Below are 21826 nucleotides of genomic sequence, written 5' to 3'. Positions count from 1 at the left end.
GCCGCGTGACGAGGGCAGATATGCGCCCTATCGATTGCGCCGATAAGCTGGACAATCCAGAATGGCTTGTTCATTCTGGCGAACAATGGCCGAGCCTGACCTGCGCGATCTCGATGTCTTCGTGGCGGTCGCCCGCACCCGCAATTTCCGGCGTGCGGCGCAGGATATTCGCGTGTCGGTGTCGAGCCTTAGCCAGCGATTGCGAGACCTGGAGGAGCGCCTTGGGGTCCGCCTGATGAACCGCACCACCCGCAGCGTCGCGCTGACCGAGGCGGGCGAACTGCTGCTGTCACGCGTCGCACCGGCCTTGCGCGACGTCGGCGATGCCCTGGATCAGGTACGGGGCCTGCGCGAGATCGCCTCGGGCCGCTTGCGTATCAACGCGCCGCCGCCGGCGGTCGACCTTGTGCTGGCGCCGATGGTCGGGCCGTTCCTACAAGCGTATCCGCAGGTCGATCTCGACATCGTCTCCGAGAGCGGTTTCGTCGACATCGTCAGTGCCGGCTTTGACGCCGGCGTCCGCTATGGCGAACATCTCGCGCAGGACATGGTGGCGATTCCGCTGAGCGGCCCGCAGCGCTATGTCGTCGTCGCGTCGCCGGCTTACCTTGCGCGCCGCGGCAGGCCGAAACATCCGAAGGATCTGCTCGACCATGATTGCATCCGCGCCCGCTACTCGAGCGGCGTCATGCACGATTGGGAGTTCGAGAGGGCTGGCCAGATCATGAAGGTCGATCCGCCGGCCAAGCTGATCTCGACGAATATGACCCTGGCCATGCACGCCGCGCTCGACGGCGCCGGCATCTGGGCAACGATCGATGGCTATGTCGGCGAAGCCCTGAAGTCCGGCGCACTGGTCAGCTTGATGGTAGATTGGTGCGAGCCGTTTCCCGGCCCGTTCCTGTACTATCCGAGCCGACGCCAGGTGCCACCGGCGCTGCGCGCCTTCATCGATTTTGTCGCGGACTGGCGCAAGCGCAAGACGGATAGATCCTAGAGCATGCTCGGCAGCACGCGATCCGGCGGCTTGTGGGCGTCGAGGAAGGTGCGGATGTTGATGATCACCTTCTCGCCCATCTCGACACGGCCCTCGATCGTGGCCGAACCCATGTGCGGCAGCAGCGTGACCTTGCCGGCCTTGGCGAGCCGCACCAGTTTTGGATTGACCGCGGGCTCGTGCTCGTAGACGTCGAGGCCGGCGCCGCCGATCTCGCCGCCTTCGATCAGCTTGATCAGCGTGTCCTCGTCAGTGACCTCGCCGCGCGCGGTGTTGACGATGTAGGCGTCTTTCCGAATCAGCTTCAGCCGCCGCGCCGAGAGCAAATGATAGGTCGCCGGCGTGTGCGGACAGTTCACCGAAATGATGTCCATCCGCGCCAGCATCTGGTCGAGGCTTTCCCAATAGGTCGCGCCCAGCTCTTCGGCGATCTTCGGCGCGACGGGACGGCGGTTGTGATAGTGGATCTGCAGGCCGAAGGCGCGGGCGCGGCGCGCCACCGCCTGGCCGATGCGGCCCATGCCGATGATGCCGAGCCGTTTGCCGCCGATGCGGTGTCCGAGCATCCAGGTCGGCGACCAGCCCGGCCAAGGTTTTCCTTCGGTCAGGATCGAGGCGCCTTCGATCATCCGCCTGGGCACCGCGAGGATCAGCGCCATGGTCATGTCGGCGGTATCTTCGGTCAGAACTTTTGGCGTGTTGGTGACGGTGATGCCGCGGGCATGCGCGGCTTCGACGTCGATATTGTCGACGCCGTTGCCGAAATTGGCAATCAGGCGGAGCTTGCAGTCGGGCTGATTGATGACATCGGCGCTGATGTGGTCGGTCACGGTCGGAACCAGCACGTCGGCGGTACGCGCGGCTTCCGCGATCTGATCGGCCGACATCGGCGTGTCGTCGAGATTGATCCGCGCGTCGAACAACTCGCGCATCCGCGTCTCGATCGAATCCGGCAGCTTGCGCGTCACCACGACGAGGGGCTTTTTCTTCACCGACATGTCCTGCCTCATGAAGCGTCGCAGGCCGCCTCTGTCACCAAAGGCCGGCCGTTGAGGCCTCATTAACCCGGTTGTTCGACACTGCCCTTGCCGTGTCGTCCCCGGCATTTCCTTCAAGCTCTCCCGATATTTCCGGCCGGAAAATCGGGGCAAACTGGTTGTTCAAGCGTCCGTCCTCTCTAGCAGAAGGCCGGGCCAAGACAAGAACCACGGGTTAGGGCTTGCGGACCTGGCTTTGGGGAACACCCGCATGGGGCGGGATTGGGGGCTGATGCGGCAGGGTTTTAGGGTGAGGACCTGGCTTGGCCGGGTCTTCGACAGGAGACGGGTTGATGGCGTTGGGGCGTTTTTGTTCGGTGATGGCGCTCGTTTGTACCTGGTTGAGCGCCTCGGTCAGCCCCTCGCATTCGGCGAAGGACAACACCCCCCAGACCGCCAGCGGGCTGCCGGTGCCGCGCTATGTCAGCCTCAAGTCGGATCACGTCAACGTTCGCGCCGGCCCGACCAAGGACAATGACGTGGCCTGGGTCTATACCCGCGCCGGCCTGCCGGTCGAAATCACCGCTGAATTCGAGAACTGGCGCCGGGTGCGCGATTCCGAAGGCGCCGAGGGCTGGGTCTATCACTCGCTGCTGTCGGGTCGCCGTACCGCGGTCGTCACCATGAAGCACAAGGACGACCTCGCGCCGATCTACGACCGCCCCGATTCCGACAGCGCGGTTGCAGCCAAGCTCCAGGTCGGCGTCGTCACGCAGGTGAAGAAGTGCACCGCAAACTGGTGCCACGTCACCGGCAACGGCTTTGACGGCTGGATCCAGCAGGAGCGCCTCTGGGGCGTCTACTCGGACGAGCAGGTGAACTGACGCCGCGGGCTCACCCCGGGTGGCGCTAGCGCACCATCCCGGAAACGAAAATGGCCGGGACAAGCCCGGCCATGACGACGAATTCAGCGTTTCAGGACGATCTCAGCGCTTCTTGCGCAGGCGCACGACCATGTCGATGCGCGAGATCTCGTACCCCTCGGGCACTTCAGGCATCTTGGACAGCGCCAGATGCGGATCCTCGATATCGACCAGCTCATGGCTGTTCTCGAGGTAGTAGTGGTGGTGCGTGGTGACGTTGGTGTCGAAATAGGTCTTGGTGCCGTCGACGCTGACCTGGCGCAGCAGGCCGGCATCGGTCAGCTGGTTCAGCGTGTTGTAGACGGTCGCCAGCGACACCGGAACCTTGGCCAGCGTCGCTTCCTCATAGAGCATTTCAGCCGTGAGGTGGCGCGCACCCTTGCCGAACAAGAGCCAGCCGAGCGCCATGCGCTGGCGCGTCGGGCGGAGCCCCGCGGACTGGAGCATTTCGTTGACGTCGTGCCACGGGCAGCCGGTCAGGGCCGGCTGGCGGCCGGACAAGAGGGCCGCGGAATGGACGTCGTCGTCGTGATGGGGCGCGGTATTCTCGCTCATTTCCAGATTTCGGGCACGCGTGAACAATATCTCCCTGCAATATAAGAACAGAAAGATGCAGATGCAAGTTTCTCGCAACTAGAGAGGTTCTAATCAGGCTTGGAACCGGTCGAGGGGAGCGGTCATTTTACCTTCATGGACGCGCTTTGCGACCCGAAATGCCTGTGTTAGAGAGCGCGCGGTTCCGCTTAGCCGATTTTGGCGCAGCCAGGCATGGCGGCCCGTCCGCAGTCCATCGGGGCTTGCGGGAGGTGCGCCTGACGATGGCAATTGGCGTTGCTCTCCGACCGAGATGGGGCCCATTTTCGCCAAAAAACGTCGCTCAATCGGGATTAGAACAGAGGCTCGTGCATGCTGAACAGGCGCAACGGTTACGAATACGAAGATCTGCTGGCGTGTGCCCGCGGCGAGATGTTCGGCCCGGGCAATGCCCAGTTGCCGCTGCCGCCGATGCTCATGTTCGACCGCATCACGGAAATTAGCGACAATGGCGGGGAGTTCGGCAAGGGCCTGGTGCGCGCCGAGCTCGACGTGAAACCCGACCTCTGGTTCTTCGGCTGCCACTTCAAGAACGATCCGGTGATGCCCGGTTGTCTCGGCCTCGATGCGCTGTGGCAGATGGTCGGCTTCTATCTCGGCTGGATCGGTGGCGAAGGTCGCGGCCGCGCGCTCGGCCTCAGCGAGCTGAAGTTCGGCGGCCAGGTGCTGCCCGAGGCCCGCAAGGTTGTGTACAACGTCGATATCAAACGCGTGATGCGTTCAAAGCTCGTGCTCGGTATCGCCGACGGGTGGCTTTCGGTCGATGACCAGATTATTTATCGCGCCAAGGACCTGAAGGTCGGCCTGTTCAAGCAGGGCACGAGCCTGGGCTGAGCGCATCACCAAGAAGGCAACGATTTAGGCGAGGCTGTCATGAGGCGGGTTGTGGTCACCGGGATGGGCATTGTCTCGTCGATCGGAAACAACACCCAGGAAGTGCTTGCGAGCCTGCACGAGGCGAAGTCGGGCATTTCGCGGGCTGAGAAATATGCCGAGCTCGGCTTCCGTTCGCAGGTGCAAGGCGAGCCGACGCTCGATCCTGCGACGGTGGTCGACCGCCGTGCCATGCGTTTCCTCGGGCAGGGCGCGGCGTGGAATCACGTCGCGATGGAGCAGGCGATCCAGGATTCCGGTCTGTCGCCTGACGAAGTCTCCAACATCCGCACCGGCATCATCATGGGCTCCGGCGGCCCCTCGGCGCGCACCATCGTCGAATCCGCCGACATCACCCGCAGCAAGGGACCGAAGCGCGTCGGACCGTTTGCCGTGCCGAAGGCGATGTCGTCCACGGCCTCCGCGACGCTTGCGACCTGGTTCAAGATCAAGGGCGTGAACTATTCGATCTCCTCGGCCTGTGCGACGTCGAACCATTGTGTCGGCAACGCCTATGAGACGATCCAGATCGGCAAGCAGGACGTCATCTTCGCCGGCGGCTGCGAAGAGCTGGACTGGTCGCTGTCGGTGCTGTTCGACGCCATGGGCGCGATGTCCTCGAAATACAACGACACGCCCGCCACTGCCTCGCGTCCCTACGACGTCAATCGCGACGGCTTCGTCATCGCCGGCGGCGCCGGCGTGCTGGTGCTGGAAGAGCTCGAGCATGCCAAGGCGCGCGGCGCGCGCATCTATGGCGAGATCGTCGGTTATGGCGCGACCTCGGACGGTTACGACATGGTCGCGCCATCAGGCGAAGGCGCCGAGCGCTGCATGCGCATGGCGATGTCGACGGTGAAGACCAAGGTCGACTACATCAATCCGCACGCGACCTCGACGCCCGCCGGCGATCCGCCGGAGATCGAGGCGATCCGCAGAGTTTTCGGCGTCGGCGAGAAGTGCCCGCCGATCTCGGCGACCAAGGCGCTGACCGGTCACTCGCTGGGCGCCACCGGCGTGCAGGAAGCGATCTATTCGCTGCTGATGATGAACAACGGCTTCATCTGCGAGAGCGCGCACATCCAGGAGCTCGATCCCGTATTCGCGGACATGCCGATCGTGCGCAAGCGCATCGACAACGTCAAGATCGGCACCGTGCTGTCGAACTCCTTCGGCTTCGGCGGCACCAACGCCACGCTGGTATTCAGCCGGCTGGATGCGTGACGGCGTTGTTGGCGCACCGTTGATTTTCTCGTCATGCCCGGGCTTGTCCCGGCCATCCACGTCTTGGCCTCAGGTTTCGAAGGGCGTGGATGCCCGGGACATAGTCGAGCGAAGCGACGCCGTCCTTCAGACGGCTATGCCCGGGCATGACGAAAGCGGAAGGTGATCGTGAGATGGAAGGATTGATGAAAGGCAAGCGCGGTCTGATCATGGGCATCGCCAATGATCATTCGATCGCCTGGGGCATGGCGAAGACATTGCATGCCCACGGCGCCGAGCTCGCCTTCACCTTCCAGGGCGAGGCCCTGGGTAAGCGCGTCAAGCCGCTGGCGGAGCAGCTCGGCATCGATCTGGTGCTGCCGTGCGACGTCGAGGATATCGCCAGCGTCGATGCGACCTTTGCTGCGCTCCGCGACAAGTGGGGCCAGCTCGATTTCGTGATCCACGCGATCGGCTTTGCCGACAAGAACGAGCTGAAGGGCCGCTACGCCGACACCAGCCGCGAGAATTTCTCGCGCACCATGGTGATCTCCTGTTTCTCCTTCACGGAGGTCGCAAAACGCGCCGCCGAGCTGATGACAGAGGGCGGCAGCATGATCACGCTGACCTTCGGCGCCTCGGAGCGCGCGATGCCGAACTACAACGTGATGGGCGTGGCCAAGGCGGCGCTGGAAGCCTCCGTGCGCTATCTCGCCGCCGATTTCGGGCCGCGCGGCATCCGCGTCAACGCGATCTCCGCAGGCCCCATCCGCACGCTCGCCGGCTCCGGCATCGGCGAGGCGCGGGCGATGTTCGCATTCCAGCAGAAGCATGCGCCGCTGCGCCGCGGCGTCACGCTCGAAGAGCTCGGCGGCTCGGCGCTGTATCTGCTGTCGGATCTCTCCGGCGGCGTGACCGGCGAAATCCACTACGTCGATTCCGGCTACAACATCATCCTGATGCCGAGGCCTGACGATTTGAAGGCGGAATAGGCGGCGGCGAGTTGTCATGCCCCGCGAAGGCGGGGCATCCAGTACGCCGCGCCATCTCAATCTATCACTGTTGTCTCTGGAATACTGGATCGTCCGCCTTCGCGGACGATGACAGTTGAACGTGTGCTCACCCCACCGCGATCTTCTCGGCGCGCTGGAATGCCGGCCGCGCCATGCAGCGCGCGAGATAGGCATCGAACGCCGGGCGCGACGGCACCATCTTGAACAGTCGCACCGCGAAGTTCAGGCCGGAGCCGATGGTGATGTCGGCGGCTGAGAACTCCTCGCCGAGAATCCACGGTCCCTTCGCGAGCGCGGCTTCCAGCACGTCGAAGACCTGCGTCGCGCTGCCCCAGGCCGCGGTCGAGGTCGGGATCTCGATCTTGGTGTAGATCTGGATGATGGCGGGCTCGATGCAGCCCGGCGAGAAGAACAGCCATTGCAGATAGCGCGCGCGGCGCGGATCGGTCACAGCGGGAGCGAGCTTGGTCTCGGGATAGCGATCGCCAATGTAGGCGCAGATCGCGGCGGCCTCGCCGAGTGCGGCGTCGCCGTCGGTCAGCGCCGGCACCTTGCCCATCGGATTGATCTTCAAATAGTCCGGCGCCTTTTGCGCACCGGTCGAAATATCGGTCAGCACGCGCTCATAGGTGAGGCCGCTCTCCTCCATCAGCCAGAGCGTCGTGAACGAGCGCGAGCGGGGCGACCAATAGAGCTTGATCATGACGCGTTTCCCTTGTTCTTCCACCGATAATACTTCATCACGAACCCGTTCGACGGTTCGACCTCTTCCTTCTCGAATACAAATCCCTCGCGCTCGTACCAACGCCAGGCCTTTTCGTTCTCGCGCACGCAGCGCAGGTACATCTCATCAGGCAGTTGCGTGCGTGTGAAGGCGAGCAATTGCCGGCCGAGCGATTGGCTCTGATAGGCGGGCGCGACGAAAAGCATATCGAGATAGCGCTTGGGCAGATGTAGCGCCAGCATCGCGGCGATCGTGCCGTTGTCGTCGGCGACGAACAGGCTCCAGCCGTTCTCGATCTCGCGCCGGACGCGCGCGCGCAGATTTGCCAGCAGGAAATCGCTGGCCTCGGCGAGGCCGGTCGAGACCCAGCTCTCCATCCAGACGCGGCCGATCTCGTCATGTTCGTCGGCGCGCGCAGGGCGGATGATCGGATGCGGCATCCGGCGCTCAGGCACTGTGACTGCGCGCGGCCGGACGCGGGCGCGCCTTGCCGGCCGACAGACACACCACCTCGGAGATCTGCAGCAGCTGTCGCGCCAGCGGATTGGTCTTGCGCCAGACCATGCCGATGGTGCGCGAGGGTTGGGGGTCACGGAAGCGCGCCAGCGAGACCGAGGCCGATCGCGTCTCCACCGGCACCGCCATCTCCGGGATCAAGGTGACGCCGATGCCGGCACTGACCATCTGGACCAACGTCGAGAGGGAATTCGCATCCAGCATCTCGCGCGGCGGCGCCGATTGCATGTTGCAGAAGGACAGCGCCTGATCGCGGAAGCAGTGCCCCTCCTCGAGCAGCAACAGCCGCATCTCGCGCATCATCTCGCGCGACGGCACCGGGGTTCCCTCGTCCGCGCCCGGCCGCACCAGCAGGAATTTCTCGTCGAACAGCGCGACTTCGGTGAGCGAGGGCTCGGACACCGGCAGCGCGACGATGGCGGTGTCGAGCCGGCCCTCGACCAGCTCCTGGATCAGCCGCGGCGTCATGGTCTCGCGCACGCGGATATCGAGCTCCGGATGCATGCGCGTCAGGTTCTTGGTGATCTTGGGCAAGAGATAGGGCGCGATGGTCGGGATCATGCCAATGCGCAGGCGACCGGCGAAGCGGTCCCGTGATGCCCGGGCGAAATCGCCGAGCTCATCGACCGAGCGCAAGATGTCGCGGACGCGTTGCGCGAGCTCCTCGCCGAACCGGGTCAGCGCGACCTGCCGCGCGCTGCGCTCCAGCAGCAGGCCGCCGAGGGTCTCTTCCAACTCCTTGATCTGCATCGACAAGGCCGGCTGCGAGATCGAGCAGGCCTCGGCTGCGCGGCCGAAATGGCCGTGGCGCGCCAGCGCATCGAAATAGCGGAGCTGCCGCAGCGTCAGGTTTATCATCAGAAAATCCTATCGCAGCGATCATTAAAGTCAACTTCACCTGATGGGAGGCGACGCTTAGAGTGGTTCTACCTGGTCAAAGGCGCCGTCGGACGCCACCAGAGGAGGTAATCATGGATGACACTTCGAAGTGCCCGTTTACGGGCGGAAAACCCACGCGCGTGAACCGCGACTGGTGGCCAACCCAGCTCAGCATCGAGATGCTGCACAAGAATTCCGACCTGTCCGATCCGATGGGCAAAGAATTCGACTATGCCAAGGAGTTCAAGTCGCTCGACCTGAACGCGGTCGTCAAGGACCTGACCGCCCTGATGACGGACTCGCAGGAATGGTGGCCGGCCGACTTCGGTCATTACGGCGGCCTGATGATCCGCATGGCCTGGCACAGCGCGGGCACTTACCGCATCACCGACGGCCGCGGTGGCGCCGGCGCCGGTCAGCAGCGCTTCGCGCCGCTCAACAGCTGGCCCGACAACGCCAACCTCGACAAGGCACGCCGCCTGCTCTGGCCGATCAAGCAGAAATACGGCCGCAAGATCTCCTGGGCCGATTTGATGGTGCTGGCCGGCAACGTCGCGCTGGAGTCGATGGGCTTCAAGACGTTTGGTTTTGCGGGTGGCCGCGCCGACGTCTGGGAGCCGGAAGAGCTCTATTGGGGCCCGGAAGGCACCTGGCTGGGCGATGAGCGCTACAGCGGCGAGCGTCAACTCGCCGAGCCGCTCGGCGCGGTGCAGATGGGCCTCATCTACGTCAACCCGGAAGGCCCGAACGGCAAGCCGGATCCGATCGCCGCGGCCAAGGACATCCGCGAGACCTTCTTCCGCATGGCGATGAACGACGAGGAAACCGTCGCACTGATCGCGGGCGGTCACACGTTCGGCAAGGCCCACGGCGCGGGCGATCCGTCGCTGGTCGGTCCGGAACCGGAAGCGGGCGCGCTGGAAGATCAGGGCCTCGGCTGGAAAAGCAAGCACGGCACCGGCGTCGGCGCCGATGCGATCACCGGCGGCCCGGAAGTCACCTGGTCGCAGACGCCGACCAAGTGGAGCAACTACTTCTTCGAGAACCTGTTCAAGTACGAATGGGAGCTGACGAAGGCGCCGTCGGGGGCACAGCAGTGGAAGGCCAAGAACACCGAGGCCGTCATTCCCGATGCCTTCGACAAGTCCAAGAAGCATGTGCCGACCATGCTGACGACGGACCTCTCGCTCCGCTTCGATCCGGCCTATGAGAAGATCTCGCGGCGCTTCCTCGAGCATCCCGATCAGTTTGCGGACGCCTTCGCCCGCGCCTGGTTCAAGCTCACCCATCGCGATATGGGCCCGATCCAGCGCTATCTCGGACCGCTGGTGCCGAAGGAGACGCTGATCTGGCAGGATCCGATTCCGGCCGTGAATCACGAGCTGGTCGGCGAGCAGGACATTGCCTCGCTGAAGACCAAGATCCTGGCCTCGGGTCTATCGGTGTCGGAGCTAGTTTCGACCGCTTGGGCGTCGGCTTCGACGTTCCGCGGCTCGGACAAGCGTGGCGGCGCCAACGGCGCCCGCATTCGCCTCGCGCCGCAGAAGGACTGGGAGGTGAATCAGCCGGCTCAGCTCGCCAAGGTTCTCGGCAAGCTCGAAGCGATCCAGAAGGACTTCAACGCGTCCTCAGGCGCGAAGAAGGTCTCGCTTGCGGACCTGATCGTGCTCGGCGGCACCGCCGCGGTCGAGAAGGCCGCCAAGGATGCCGGCGTCGACGTCAAGGTCGTCTTCACGCCGGGCCGCATGGACGCCTCGCAAGAGCAGACGGATGCGGCCTCCTTCGCGCCGCTGGAGCCGCGGGCCGATGGTTTCCGCAACTACACCGGCAAGAAGCATCAGTTCATGATGCCTGAAGAGGCGCTCGTCGATCGCGCGCAGCTGCTGAAGCTCACCGGGCCCGAGCTAACCGTGCTGGTCGGCGGCCTGCGTGTGCTCGGCGCCAACGCGAACGGTTCGAAGCACGGCGTCCTCACCGCGAAAGTGGGAACGCTGAGCAACGACTTCTTCGTCAACCTGCTCGACATGAGCACGCAATGGGCGCCGGTTGCCGACGGCAGCTATGAGGCCCGCGACCGCAAGACCAACGCGGTGAAGTGGACCGGCACGCGCTCCGACTTGATCTTCGGCTCGCACTCGCAGCTCCGCGCCTTCGCCGAGGTCTATGCCACCTCGGACTCCAAGGAGAAGTTCGTGAAGGACTTCGCCAAGGCCTGGACCAAGGTGATGAACCTCGACCGGTTCGATCTCGCGGCCTGAGGCTGGTTCACCTCTCCCGTAGGGAGAGGTCGGCGCGAAGCGCTGGGTGAGGGGGTACGCTCTCTCGTGGGACCAAACCCCCTCACCCGATTTGCTTCGCAAATCGACCTCTCCCCATTGGGGAGAGGTGAAGAGCAGCGCGCTGATCGATCGAAGCAATAAAACAAAAAGGGCGGCCTTTCGGCCGCCCTTCGTGTTTTTGACCGTGTTGCGAGACTTACTCGCCGGCTGCTTCGCGCGGGGCCTTGTCGCCCTCGGCGGCCTTCTCCTTGGCTTCGAGGTCCTCGCCGGTGGTCTGGTCGACCACCTTCATCGACAGGCGGGTCTTGCCGCGGTCGTCGAAGCCGAGCAGCTTGACCTTGACCTTGTCGCCTTCCTTGACGACGTCGGAGGTCTTCTGCACGCGGCTGGCCGCGAGCTGGCTGATGTGGACGAGGCCGTCCTTGGAGCCGAAGAAGTTCACGAAGGCGCCGAACTCCATCACCTTGACGACGGTGCCGTCATAGATCTGGCCGACTTCCGGCTCGGATGCGATCGACTTGATCCACTTGATCGCGGCCTTCATCGCCTCGCCGTCGCTGGAGGCGACCTTCACGGTGCCGTCGTCCTCGATGTTGACCTTGGCGCCGGTCTTCTCGACGATCTCGCGGATCACCTTGCCGCCGGTGCCGATCACTTCGCGGATCTTGTCAGTCGGGATCTTGAAGGTCTCGATGCGCGGCGCGTATTCGCCGAGCTCGGCGCGGGCCGCGGTCAGGGCCTTGGCCATCTCGCCGAGGATGTGGATGCGGCCTTCCTTGGCCTGGCCAAGGGCGACGCGCATGATCTCTTCGGTGATGCCCTCGATCTTGATGTCCATCTGGAGCGAGGTGATGCCCTGTTCGGTACCGGCGACCTTGAAGTCCATGTCGCCGAGATGGTCCTCGTCACCGAGGATGTCGGAGAGAACCGCAAAGCGCTTGTCCTCGAGGATCAGGCCCATCGCGATGCCCGCGGTCGGCCGCTTCAACGGCACGCCGGCATCCATCAGCGCCAGCGAGGCGCCGCAGACCGAAGCCATCGAGGAGGAGCCGTTGGATTCGGTGATCTCCGACACCACGCGCGTGGTGTAGGGGAACTCGTGATGCGGCGGTAGCACCGGGTGGATCGCGCGCCAGGCGAGCTTGCCATGGCCGATCTCGCGGCGCTTGGTGCCGCCGAGGCGGCCGGTCTCGCCGACCGAATAGGGCGGGAAGTTGTAGTGCAGCAGGAATGTTTCCTTGTACGTCCCCGACAGCGCGTCGATGTACTGCTCGTCCTCACCGGTGCCGAGCGTGGTCACGACCATCGCCTGGGTCTCGCCGCGGGTGAACAGCGCCGAGCCATGGGCGCGCGGCAGCACGCCGACCTCGGCGACGATGTTGCGCACCGTCTTGACGTCGCGGCCGTCGATGCGCTTGCCGGTGTCGAGGACGTTCCAGCGAACGATCTTGGCCTCGAGCTCCTTGAACACGCCGGCGATACGGAGCTTGTCGTATTTCGGCTCCTGGCCCTCCGGGAAGTAGTGGGCCATCACCTTTTCCTTGGCGACGCCGACCGCGGCATAGCGCTCCTGCTTCACGGGGATCGCGTAGGCGGCGCGCAGCTCCTGCTCGATCAGGCCGAGCATTTCCTTTTCGATCGCCGAATTGTCGATCGCGGTGACTTCGCGCGGCTCCTTCGCGGCCTTCTCGGCGAGCTCGATGATCGCGTTGATGACCGGCTGGAAGTGGCGGTGACCGAACATCACGGCGCCGAGCATCACGTCTTCGTTGAGCTCCTTGGCTTCCGATTCCACCATCAGCACGGCGTCGGCGGTGCCGGCGACGACGAGGTCGAGCTGGGTGTCGACCATCTCGTCGAGCGTCGGGTTGAGGACGAATTCGTCATTGGCAAAGCCGACACGGGCCGCGCCGATCGGGCCCTTGAAGGGCACGCCGGACAGCGTCAGCGCGGCGGAAGCCGCGACCATCGCCACGATATCGGGATCGTTTTCCATGTCGTGCGAGAGCACGGTGACGATCACCTGGGTCTCGTTGCGCCAACCGTCGACGAACAGCGGGCGGATCGGACGGTCGATCAGGCGGGAGACCAGCGTCTCCTTCTCGGTCGGACGTCCCTCGCGCTTGAAATAGCCGCCGGGAATGCGCCCAGCTGCGTAGGTCTTTTCCTGGTAATCGACGGTCAGCGGCAGGAAGTCGACGCCTTCGCGCGGCGCCTTCGCCGCGACGACCGTGGCAAGCACCACGGTCTCACCATAGGTGGCGATGACGGCGCCGTCGGCCTGACGGGCGATCTTGCCGGTTTCGAGCTTGAGAGGGCGTCCGCCCCAGTCGATCTCGACTGAATGCTTATTGAACATAGAGGTCTTCTTTCATGGGTTCTCGAAAGAAGGGACACGCTTCGAAAAACAAAAACCATGCGCAAGATTGCGAGGCGCTGATCGGAGCGGGTGATCAGCGTCCTGCGATCCTGCCATGGTTTTTGGATGTCGGATGGCGTCCATCCTTTCGGGTCATACGGGCGCCTTGCCCGTTGTGCCCAGCCGCCGGATTGCTGCTGGACTGTCAGTCGGCACGAACGCGAACACCGAACCTTGGTCTTCGCTCATCATGCCCCGGATGTTCGCCGTCAACGGCTCGCATCCGACGCGCACGCAGCCTCGATCAAAACCTTTAAAGAAGCGCTTTCGTTCGAAACCACGCGCGAAAACGCGCGCCAGTGGCGCGCGCAGGAACTCTTAACGACGAATGTTGTGCTTCTCGAGCAGCGCCTTGTACCGCGCCTCGTCCTTCTTCTTGAGGTAGTCGAGGAGCGAGCGGCGGGTCGAGACCAGCTTCAAGAGGCCGCGACGCGAATGGTTGTCCTTCACGTGGGTCTTGAAATGGTTGGTGAGGTTGTTGATGCGTTCCGACAGGATCGCGACCTGAACCTCGGGCGAGCCGGTGTCGCCGGCCTTGGTGGCATTCGTCTTGATGACTTCCGCTTTGCGTTCTGCGGCAATCGACATCGTCAATTTCTCTCGTTGCGACCGGGGTTGGCAGTCAGGCCGGTCAGGTTGAACACACGCTTGGGGATGATTTCGCCATTGCCAACTTCGGCAAGCGCCAAAAGACGGCCTGCCACCGTGACATAGACTGTGCCGCTACAAGTGGGCGCATCCCGTCCGCGCAACAAAACGGCCTGGCCCCGATGGAGCCTTGCCGCATCAGCCCGAGTGACGGCCAGTGCCGGGATGTCGTCCAGCGCGGTCTCAACGGGCAAAAGCGCGTCGGCGAGGCTGCCCTCGCCGGACGCGGCTCTATGGCACAAAGCCTCCAACTGATCCAGCGGAATCATGTCGTTTTCGCCAAATGGGCCGACCAGGGTCCGCCGCAGCGCGCAGATATGGCCATAAGTGCCGAGAATCCGGCCCATATCGCGGGCCAGCGCCCGGACATAGGTGCCCTTGCCGCACTCGGCCTCGAACACGGCCCGGTCGTTATCCGGTTGATCCACAAGGGTTAAATGGTGAATCTCGACGGGGCGGGGCGCCAGCTCCACGACCTCGCCGTCGCGGGCGAGGTCATAGGCGCGCTCGCCCTGGACCTTGATCGCCGAATAGCGCGGCGGGATCTGCTCGATCACCCCGGTGAAGCGGGGCAACAGGGCCAGGATGGCCTCCCGGGTCGGGCGCTGGTCGGAGGTCGCGGTGACCCGACCCTCGATGTCGTCGGTGTCGCGCTCCTCGCCCCAGCACACGGTGAACTGATAGCGCTTGCGGCCGTCCATCACGAAGGGAACGGTCTTGGTGGCCTCCCCGAGTGCGATCGGCAGGCCGCCCGAGGCGAGCGGGTCGAGCGTGCCGGCATGTCCCGCGCGCTTGGCGTTGAACAGGCGCTTGAGCACGGCGACGGCCTGGGTCGAGGTCATGCCGATCGGCTTGTCGAGCACGACCCAGCCGTGGACGTCGCGCCGGTCGCGGCGCGGCTGGTTGCCCTTCTGCTGCTGCTTGGCGCGCGGATCGTTGTTGACGCGGCGCGGCTCCTGGTACGATTGAGAATTGCTGCCCAGATCCGCAAAATTATTTGTCTGCACGTCGCGTTGATCGCCCTGTTCGCCGCTGATCGTGTCGTGAGCCGGGTCCATCGTCATCGTTCTTCTTCCCGATCCGAATCCGGATCCTGTTCCAAGTCCTTCTGCACCGCAGGTGTTCGCAAAAGCTTCTCGATCCGTTCCGCTTCGTCGAATCGTTCGTCGACGCGGAAGCGAATGTCAGGTGCAAATTTCAGGTTAACGCGCCGCGCGACTTCGCCGCGCAGGAATTTCTTGTTGCGCTCGAGCGCGGCGATGACGATCTCGGTGTCGCGGCCACCGAGCGGCATCACGTAGATTGTCGCGAGCTTCAGGTCCGGCGACATCCGCACCTCCGGCACGGTGATGATGTGACCTTCGAGATCCGCATCATGCACGTTGCCTTGCGCCAGAATCTCGGCCATCGCGTGGCGAACCTGCTCGCCGACGCGCAACTGACGTTGCGAGCCTCCGGCTGGCGAACTCTTCTTTTGATGGTGGCGGGGCATTCTCGAAAATCACCTCGTCATGCCCGTGTTTGGGACACGGGCATTGTCATTTGTCCTGTTGAAACGAAGAGAGGTGGATGGCCGGAAAAATCCGGCCATCGCACTCCCGCAATTTCAGTTCAAAAAGATCCGAACGCTTCGGTAAGATTTGGACTTACAGGGAGCGCTGGATCGTCTCCACGCGATAACACTCGATGACGTCACCGGCACGCATGTCGTGATAGTTCTCGAAGGCCATGCCGCACTCCTGGCCGGACTGGACTTCCTTCACTTCGTCCTTGAAGCGCTTGAGCGTCGACAGCTTGCCTTCGTGCACGACGACGTTGTCGCGGATCAGGCGCACATTGGCGCCGCGTTCCACGGTGCCGTCGGTGACGCGGCAGCCGGCGACCTTGCCGACCTTGGAGATGTTGAAGATCTCCAGGATCTCGGCATTGCCCAGCATGGTTTCGCGCAAGGTCGGCGCGAGCAGGCCGCTCATCGCCTTCTTCACGTCGTCCACGAGGTCGTAGATGATGTTGTAGTAGCGGATCTCGATGCCGTTGCGCTTGGCGGCCGCGGCGGCCTCCTTGTTGGCTCGGACCGAGAAGCCGATGATCGCGGCGTTGAAGCCTTCCGCGAGCGTCACGTCGGATTCCGAGATGCCGCCGACGCCGGCATGCAGGATGCGGGCGGCGACTTCGTCGGTGCCGAGCTTCTCCAGCGAGCCGAGGATCGCTTCCAGCGAGCCCTGCACGTCGGCCTTGACGATCAGCGGGAATTCCTTGCGGCCCGCCGTCTTCAATTGCGACATCATCTGCTCGAGCGAGCCACGCATGCCGGAGATCGAGGCCGCCGCGTTCTCGCGCTTCTGGTGCGCGCGGTAGCTGGTGACCTGGCGGGCGCGGGCTTCGTTCTCGACCACGGCGAGACGATCGCCGGCCTCCGGCGGACCGTTGAAGCCGAGCACCTCGACCGGCACCGAAGGACCGGCCTCCTGCACCGTCTCGCCCTGATCGGAGATCAGCGCGCGGACGCGGCCCATCTCGGCGCCGGCGACGATGATGTCACCGACACGGAGCGTGCCGCGCTGGACCAGCACGGTCGCGACCGGACCACGGCCGCGATCGAGCTTGGCCTCGATCACGGTGCCTTCGGCCGGACGCTCCGAATTGGTCTTCAGGTCGAGGATTTCAGCCTGCAGCGCGATCATCTCGAGCAGCTTGTCGAGATTGGTCTTGTTCTTGGCGGACACTTCGACGTCGACGACTTCGCCGCCGAAGGATTCGACCTGCACCTCGTGCTGGAGCAGCTCGGTGCGGACGCGCTCCGGCTTGGCGTCGGGCTTGTCGATCTTGTTAATGGCAACGATGATCGGCACGCCTGCCGCCTTGGCGTGATTGATGGCCTCGACCGTCTGCGGCATCACGCCGTCATCGGCCGCGACCACCAGCACGACGATGTCGGTGACCTTGGCGCCGCGGGCGCGCATCGCGGTGAACGCGGCGTGGCCGGGCGTGTCGATGAAGGTGATCTTCTTGCCGCTCTCGGGCGACAGCACCTGATAGGCGCCGATATGCTGAGTGATGCCGCCGGCTTCGCCGGAGACCACGTTGGCATGGCGCAGCGCGTCGAGCAGCGAAGTCTTGCCGTGGTCGACGTGACCCATGACGGTCACGACAGGCGACCGCGTCTCGGTGTCGGTGGAATCGTCGACCTGGTCGAACAGGCCTTCTTCGACGTCCGAGGCGGCGACGCGCTTGACGGTGTGGCCGAGCTCTTCGGCGATCAGCTGCGCGGTGTCGGCGTCGATCACGTCGGTGATCTTGTGCATCGCGCCCTGCTTCATCAGCATGCGGATGACGTCGACCGCGCGCTCGGACATGCGGTTGGCGAGTTCCTGGATGGTGATCGCTTCCGGGATCGTCACCTCGCGGACGAGCTTTTCCTTGGGCTCGTTCGAGGCATGGCCCTTGAGGCGCTGGGTGCGGCGGCGGAACGAGGCGATCGAGCGCTCGCGCACGTCATCGGCGTTGAGCGCGGTGACGACGGTGAGGCGGCCGCGTTCCTTCTGCGGGCCGGGCTTGTGCGTGGTCTTGGGGGCTGCCGCGGGACGCATGGCGCCGCCGGGACCGCGACGGATCTGGCGCGGTGCCTCTTCCTCGTCGGGCTCGGCCGCGACTGCGGGGCCGCGGCCAGCCGGTCCACCCGGACGCTGCGCGGTCGTCGTTGCAGGCCGCGCCGTCGTTGTTCCCGGACGTGCCGTCGTGGGGGTGCCGGGCCGCGCCGCGGGGGCGCCGGGCCGCGGCGCAGGAGCGGACGGAGCTGCCGTTGCGGGCCGTGCGGCAGAAGGCTGCTCGCCTTCGCCAAAACGCTTCTTGGCCTCGGTCTCGGCCTTCCGCTTGGCTTCGTCCTCGTGGCGATGACGCTCGTCCTCGGCCTTGCGGCGGGCCTCGGCGGCTTCGCGCTCGGCGCGTTCGGCGGCCTCGCGGACCGCGCGGCGCTGGGCCTCTTCCTCGGCCTGGCGGCGTTCCTCGACCTCGCGCAGCTTGGCATCGGCCAGCGCGCTGGCACGGGCGGAACGTTCGTCCTCGGTCAGGGTACGCAGCACCACGCCGGAGCCGGCGTTGCGCGGCGAGGCGGGCGGTGGCGCCGGGCGCGACGGCGCGGGCGCGGCCGGTGCCGGCTTCGCCGTCACCTCGGGCGCGTGCGGCTCGGGGCCGTCGCCAATGCGGCGCTTGCCGCGCTTCTCGACCACAACCTGCTTGCTCCGGCCGTGGCTGAAGCTCTGGCGCACGGTGCCCGTTTCGACGCGCGGCTTGAGCGATAGCGTCTTGCTCGGAACGCTCAGCTTCTTGTCGCCAGGGGTCTTGGTATCAACCATTCAGCAGTCCTAATCCTGATCTGTTGTCGTTGTGCGTTGCCGCACCGTCGTATCGGTTCGTCGTTGTCTCTCAGAAATCCTGGCCGTGCTTTTCGGCCGTCTTGTCATCGTCCGCCATCCGGTATCGGACCAGCATCTGGCTACGTGACAGGAATGACCTGCTCGCCGGGCCCGCGAGCAGCGCAGCATGTATCACATTTGACCGGGTCAGTGCCAAATCCAATTCTATCGATTTCAGCGCGGTGACGACGGGAATCTGCGGCTTGGAGCCGCGATTTCCGGCATTTTGACGCGCCAGCATGTCCAATTTGCGGATTCCGTCCGCGGCCCCGTCGCTGGCGTGGATCAGGACCTCGACCGTGCCTTCCCGAAGGGCGCTCTCGACCTTGCCGAAACCGGCCACGACCTGGCCCGCCTTGGCGGCGATCCCAAGGGCTTCCGTCACGCTCCGAACCAGGAGCGTCTCGATGTCGGCGGGAAGCGTCTGAGGGGTGCGCAGCTCGCGCTTGAAGGCCTTGCTAAATTGGTGACGCCGCACGGCTTCCGCAACCACCTGCCGTGAGGCGGTGATCCACATGCCGCGTCCGGGCAGCTTGCGCTTGAGATCGGGAACTATGTCGCCTTGGGGCGATACGACGAAGCGGATTAGCTCGTCGATCGGCCGGACCTCGCGGCTGACCGCGCACATCCGCATGGTCGCGGACTTTTCGGTCCGCGGCCCATGGTCGAGTTCGCTGTCAGTGCTGGCGAGCATCCGGTCGACATCCTCCTTCGCCTTCTAAGTCGCGTGTTCTTTACGCAAAACCGGTCTCCACTTTTGCTGAACACGCCTTAAGCCGGCTGATCTTCGGTCGCCTCGGCCTCTTCGGGCTTGGCAAGATCGGCCTCGGTGATCCAGCCGGCCTTGACGCGGGCCTGCATGATCATGGCTTCGGCATCGTCACGGGAGATGTCGATGCCGTCGAGCGCACCAGCATGCTTGGTCGGCTCGCCGCCTTCCTTGCGCTCGGTCCAGCCGACCAGATCGTCGGTGGCGCAGCCGGCGAGGTCGTCGACGGTCTTGATGTCGTTCTCGCCGAACTTCACCAGCATTTTCGAGGTCACGCCGGGCACGTCCTTGAGCGCGTCCTCGACGCCGAGTTCCTTGCGCTTGGCCTCGAGCTCGGCTTCCAGCTGCTCGAGATATTCGCGGGCGCGGTTCTGGAGCTCCTGCGCGGTCTCCTCGTCAAAACCCTCGATGCTGGCGAGTTCCTTGACGTCCACCATCGCGAGTTCCTCGACCGAGGTGAAGCCTTCGGACGCCAGCAACTGGCCGACCACTTCGTCGACGTTGAGCGATTCCATGAAGACGCGGGTGGAGTTCTCGAAGTCCGCCTGGCGGCGCTCCGATTCCTCCTGCTCGGTCAGGATGTCGATGTCCCAGCCGGTGAGCTGCGAGGCCAGACGCACGTTCTGGCCGCGGCGGCCGATCGCGAGCGAGAGCTGGTTGTTGGTATCGGGGACGACGACCTCGATGCGCTCGCGATCTTCGTCGATGACGACCTTGGAGACTTCCGCCGGCGCCAGCGCGTTGACCACGAAGGTCGCGATGTCGGGCGACCAGGGAATGATGTCGATCTTCTCGCCCTGCAATTCGTTCACCACCGCCTGCACGCGCGAGCCGCGCATGCCGACGCAGGCGCCGACCGGATCGACCGAGGAATCGCGGGAAATCACGCCGATTTTCGCGCGCGAGCCCGGGTCGCGGGCGACCGCTTTGATCTCGACGATGCCGTCATAGATCTCCGGCACTTCCTGCGCGAACAGCTTTGCCATGAACTGCGGATGGGTGCGGGAGAGGAAGATCTGCGGGCCTCTCGTCTCGCGGCGGACGTCGAAGATGTAGGCGCGGACGCGGTCGCCGTTGCGGAAGACTTCGCGCGGCAGCATCTCGTCGCGGCGGATGATGGCTTCACCACGGCCGAGATCGACGATCACGCTGCCATATTCGACGCGCTTGACGACACCGTTGACGATGTCGCCGATGCGGTCCTTGAACTCCTGATATTGCCGGTCGCGCTCGGCCTCGCGCACCTTCTGCACGATCACCTGCTTGGCCGACTGCGCGGCGATGCGGCCATATTCCAGCGGCGGCAGCGTGTCGGCGATGGTGTCGCCGACCTGAGCACCGGGATTGGCGCGCTGCGCATCCACCAGCGAGATCTGGTTGGAATGGTTTTCCACCTTCTCGACCACCAGCATGTGGCGCGACAGCCGCAGCTCGCCCTTCTTCGGGTCGATCTCGGCGTGAACGTCAGTCTCGCTGCCGTAACGGGCCCGCGCCGCTTTGGCGATGGCGTCCTCCATCGCGGCGATGACGATGCCGCGGTCGATCGATTTCTCCCGCGCAACGGCGTCCGCGATCTGGAGCAATTCAAGTCGATTGGCGCTGACTGCCATGGCTAGTCTCCTTCGTCAGGCTCGATCTCGCCGCGCCGCGCGCGTTCGGCGGCCAGGCGATGTTTCTTCGTATTGGTCGGTGCCGGCTTCTTCTTCGGCTTGGTGTTCTTGGTGGTCTTCTCGCTGATCTTGGCGTGCGGCGCCGGCGGCGGCTCGAGGCCGAGATTGCGGCGCATCTCGCGCGCCTCGGCCTTGCCGCGACGCATCGATTCGGCGATCAGCTCGTCGGTCAGCACCAGCCGTGCCTCGCCGATATCCTCCATGGTCAGGAGAACGTCGGGATCATCACCCGCCTTGACGTCGTCGCGATGCAGATGCACGCGGTCGCCCTCGACAGCACCGAGCGTGCCGCGGAACCGCTTCCGCCCCTCATGGGCGACCGCCATCTCGACCTTCACCAGATGTCCGGCGTAGCGCTGGAAATCGGAGCGGCGCACCAGGGGACGGTCGATTCCCGGCGAGGAGATTTCCAGCCGATAGGCGCGATCGATGGGGTCGGCGACGTCGAGCACAGGCGACAGCGCCCGCGAGATCGCCTCGCAATCCTCGATCTGCATCGAGCCGTCCGGCCGCTCGGCCATGATCTGCACGGTGCAGCCGGCCTCTCCGGAAATGCGGATCCGCACCAGGCGATAGCCCATACCCTGGAGCACGGGAGCTGCGACCGCGGACACCCGGGCCGCGACGCCCGGCTCGACCACGAGCCGCGGCTCGGCCAGCAATTCGGCATCCGTGGAACCAGAGTTCGGTTCGGTCATGACAGGGGTCAGGCGCTCGATGGTTAAGGCTCGGTTAATTTCAAAGCCCGCTTCGGAACTCTCCCGACAACGCGTCGGGCCGCATCTTCCGCCAAGCCGCGTTCAGGTAATAAAAAAGAGCGGGTCCTTTCGGGCCCACTCTCACTACGCGGATCGTATGAGAAGATGAATTGGCGCTGATATAGCCTTTTCCACCCTCCCGGACAAGGCCCATTGCAGGGAGGACGAG

Annotated in this window: 19 protein-coding genes; 6 read left to right on the top strand and 13 right to left on the bottom strand. The window is 64.6% G+C overall.

From position 1 onward, the window contains the following. Positions 1–85: 85 nt before the first annotated feature. Complete coding sequence (locus tag BLV07_RS07970) at positions 86–997, top strand: LysR family transcriptional regulator (RefSeq protein ID WP_091882255.1); 912 nt, start codon at positions 86–88, stop codon at positions 995–997. On the opposite strand, the gene BLV07_RS07965 is transcribed toward BLV07_RS07970, so the two are convergent. After that, positions 994–1995 (bottom strand): 2-hydroxyacid dehydrogenase, encoded by a 1002-nt coding sequence (locus BLV07_RS07965; protein WP_091883003.1) that lies wholly within the window; start codon positions 1993–1995, stop codon positions 994–996. The genes BLV07_RS07970 and BLV07_RS07965 overlap by 4 nt on opposite strands. Positions 1996–2327: 332 nt before the next feature. Here BLV07_RS07965 and BLV07_RS07960 point away from each other — a divergent pair, with 332 nt between their 5' ends. Next, complete coding sequence (locus tag BLV07_RS07960) at positions 2328–2858, top strand: SH3 domain-containing protein (protein ID WP_091882252.1); 531 nt, start codon at positions 2328–2330, stop codon at positions 2856–2858. 102 nt (positions 2859–2960) lie between these two features. Here the strand turns inward: BLV07_RS07960 and irrA are convergent, their stop codons facing one another. After that, positions 2961–3452, bottom strand: a complete 492-nt coding sequence (gene irrA / locus BLV07_RS07955; RefSeq protein ID WP_091882249.1) for an iron response transcriptional regulator IrrA — start codon at positions 3450–3452, stop codon at positions 2961–2963. A gap of 351 nt (positions 3453–3803) precedes the next feature. Here irrA and fabA point away from each other — a divergent pair, with 351 nt between their 5' ends. The 3 genes from fabA (at position 3804) to fabI (ending at position 6559) form a co-directional block, all read left to right on the top strand. Continuing rightward, positions 3804–4325 (top strand): 3-hydroxyacyl-[acyl-carrier-protein] dehydratase FabA, encoded by a 522-nt coding sequence (fabA, locus tag BLV07_RS07950; RefSeq protein ID WP_091882246.1) that lies wholly within the window; start codon positions 3804–3806, stop codon positions 4323–4325. A 39-nt stretch (positions 4326–4364) separates the two neighbouring features. After that, positions 4365–5588 (top strand): beta-ketoacyl-ACP synthase I, encoded by a 1224-nt coding sequence (fabB, locus tag BLV07_RS07945; RefSeq protein WP_091882243.1) that lies wholly within the window; start codon positions 4365–4367, stop codon positions 5586–5588. 173 nt (positions 5589–5761) lie between these two features. After that, entirely contained in the window at positions 5762–6559 is a 798-nt protein-coding gene (gene fabI / locus BLV07_RS07940) for an enoyl-ACP reductase FabI (RefSeq protein WP_091882240.1), read from the top strand. 127 nt (positions 6560–6686) lie between these two features. Here fabI and BLV07_RS07935 read toward each other — a convergent pair whose 3' ends face one another. From BLV07_RS07935 to BLV07_RS07925, 3 genes are read right to left on the bottom strand one after another with little or no spacing between them, the layout of a single operon-like run. Beyond that, a complete protein-coding gene (locus tag BLV07_RS07935) occupies positions 6687–7283 on the bottom strand; it encodes a glutathione S-transferase family protein (protein WP_091882237.1) in 597 nt (198 codons plus the stop codon). Continuing rightward, positions 7280–7744 (bottom strand): GNAT family N-acetyltransferase, encoded by a 465-nt coding sequence (locus tag BLV07_RS07930; RefSeq protein WP_091883000.1) that lies wholly within the window; start codon positions 7742–7744, stop codon positions 7280–7282. The genes BLV07_RS07935 and BLV07_RS07930 overlap by 4 nt, the downstream gene beginning before the upstream one ends. A gap of 7 nt (positions 7745–7751) precedes the next feature. Beyond that, positions 7752–8678 carry a hydrogen peroxide-inducible genes activator gene (locus BLV07_RS07925; RefSeq protein WP_091882233.1) on the bottom strand — a complete coding sequence of 309 codons (927 nt, stop codon included), beginning with the start codon at positions 8676–8678 and terminating at the stop codon, positions 7752–7754. A gap of 113 nt (positions 8679–8791) precedes the next feature. On the opposite strand from BLV07_RS07925, the gene katG reads away from it, so the two are divergent. Continuing rightward, on the top strand, positions 8792–10957 hold the full coding sequence (katG, locus tag BLV07_RS07920) for a catalase/peroxidase HPI (RefSeq protein ID WP_091882230.1): 2166 nt from the start codon (positions 8792–8794) through the stop codon (positions 10955–10957). Positions 10958–11174: 217 nt separating this feature from the next. Here katG and pnp read toward each other — a convergent pair whose 3' ends face one another. From pnp to rimP, 8 genes are all read right to left on the bottom strand, one after another. Further along, entirely contained in the window at positions 11175–13337 is a 2163-nt protein-coding gene (pnp, locus tag BLV07_RS07915; RefSeq protein WP_091882227.1) for a polyribonucleotide nucleotidyltransferase, read from the bottom strand. Between the two features lie 378 nt (positions 13338–13715). Then, a complete protein-coding gene (rpsO, locus tag BLV07_RS07910; protein WP_008540131.1) occupies positions 13716–13985 on the bottom strand; it encodes a 30S ribosomal protein S15 in 270 nt (89 codons plus the stop codon). Positions 13986–13987: 2 nt separating this feature from the next. Continuing rightward, positions 13988–15109 carry a tRNA pseudouridine(55) synthase TruB gene (truB, locus tag BLV07_RS07905; RefSeq protein WP_176945405.1) on the bottom strand — a complete coding sequence of 374 codons (1122 nt, stop codon included), beginning with the start codon at positions 15107–15109 and terminating at the stop codon, positions 13988–13990. Continuing rightward, entirely contained in the window at positions 15106–15537 is a 432-nt protein-coding gene (gene rbfA / locus BLV07_RS07900) for a 30S ribosome-binding factor RbfA (RefSeq protein ID WP_091882224.1), read from the bottom strand. Before rbfA ends, truB begins: the two co-directional genes overlap by 4 nt. Positions 15538–15691: 154 nt before the next feature. Next, positions 15692–18400 carry a translation initiation factor IF-2 gene (gene infB / locus BLV07_RS07895; RefSeq protein ID WP_091882221.1) on the bottom strand — a complete coding sequence of 903 codons (2709 nt, stop codon included), beginning with the start codon at positions 18398–18400 and terminating at the stop codon, positions 15692–15694. 70 nt (positions 18401–18470) lie between these two features. Next, positions 18471–19154, bottom strand: a complete 684-nt coding sequence (locus BLV07_RS07890) for an RNA-binding protein (protein WP_091882218.1) — start codon at positions 19152–19154, stop codon at positions 18471–18473. A 77-nt stretch (positions 19155–19231) separates the two neighbouring features. Then, positions 19232–20839 carry a transcription termination factor NusA gene (gene nusA, locus BLV07_RS07885; protein WP_091882215.1) on the bottom strand — a complete coding sequence of 536 codons (1608 nt, stop codon included), beginning with the start codon at positions 20837–20839 and terminating at the stop codon, positions 19232–19234. A 2-nt stretch (positions 20840–20841) separates the two neighbouring features. Further along, entirely contained in the window at positions 20842–21597 is a 756-nt protein-coding gene (rimP, locus tag BLV07_RS07880; protein WP_091882212.1) for a ribosome maturation factor RimP, read from the bottom strand. Positions 21598–21826 lie beyond the last annotated feature (229 nt).

The organism is Bradyrhizobium sp. Rc2d, assembly GCF_900099855.1.
In the GTDB taxonomy this organism is placed as follows: Bacteria; Pseudomonadota; Alphaproteobacteria; order Rhizobiales; family Xanthobacteraceae; genus Bradyrhizobium.
The sequence above is the reverse complement of the archived record's forward strand: the minus strand, read 5'-3'. Positions and strand labels throughout refer to the sequence as shown.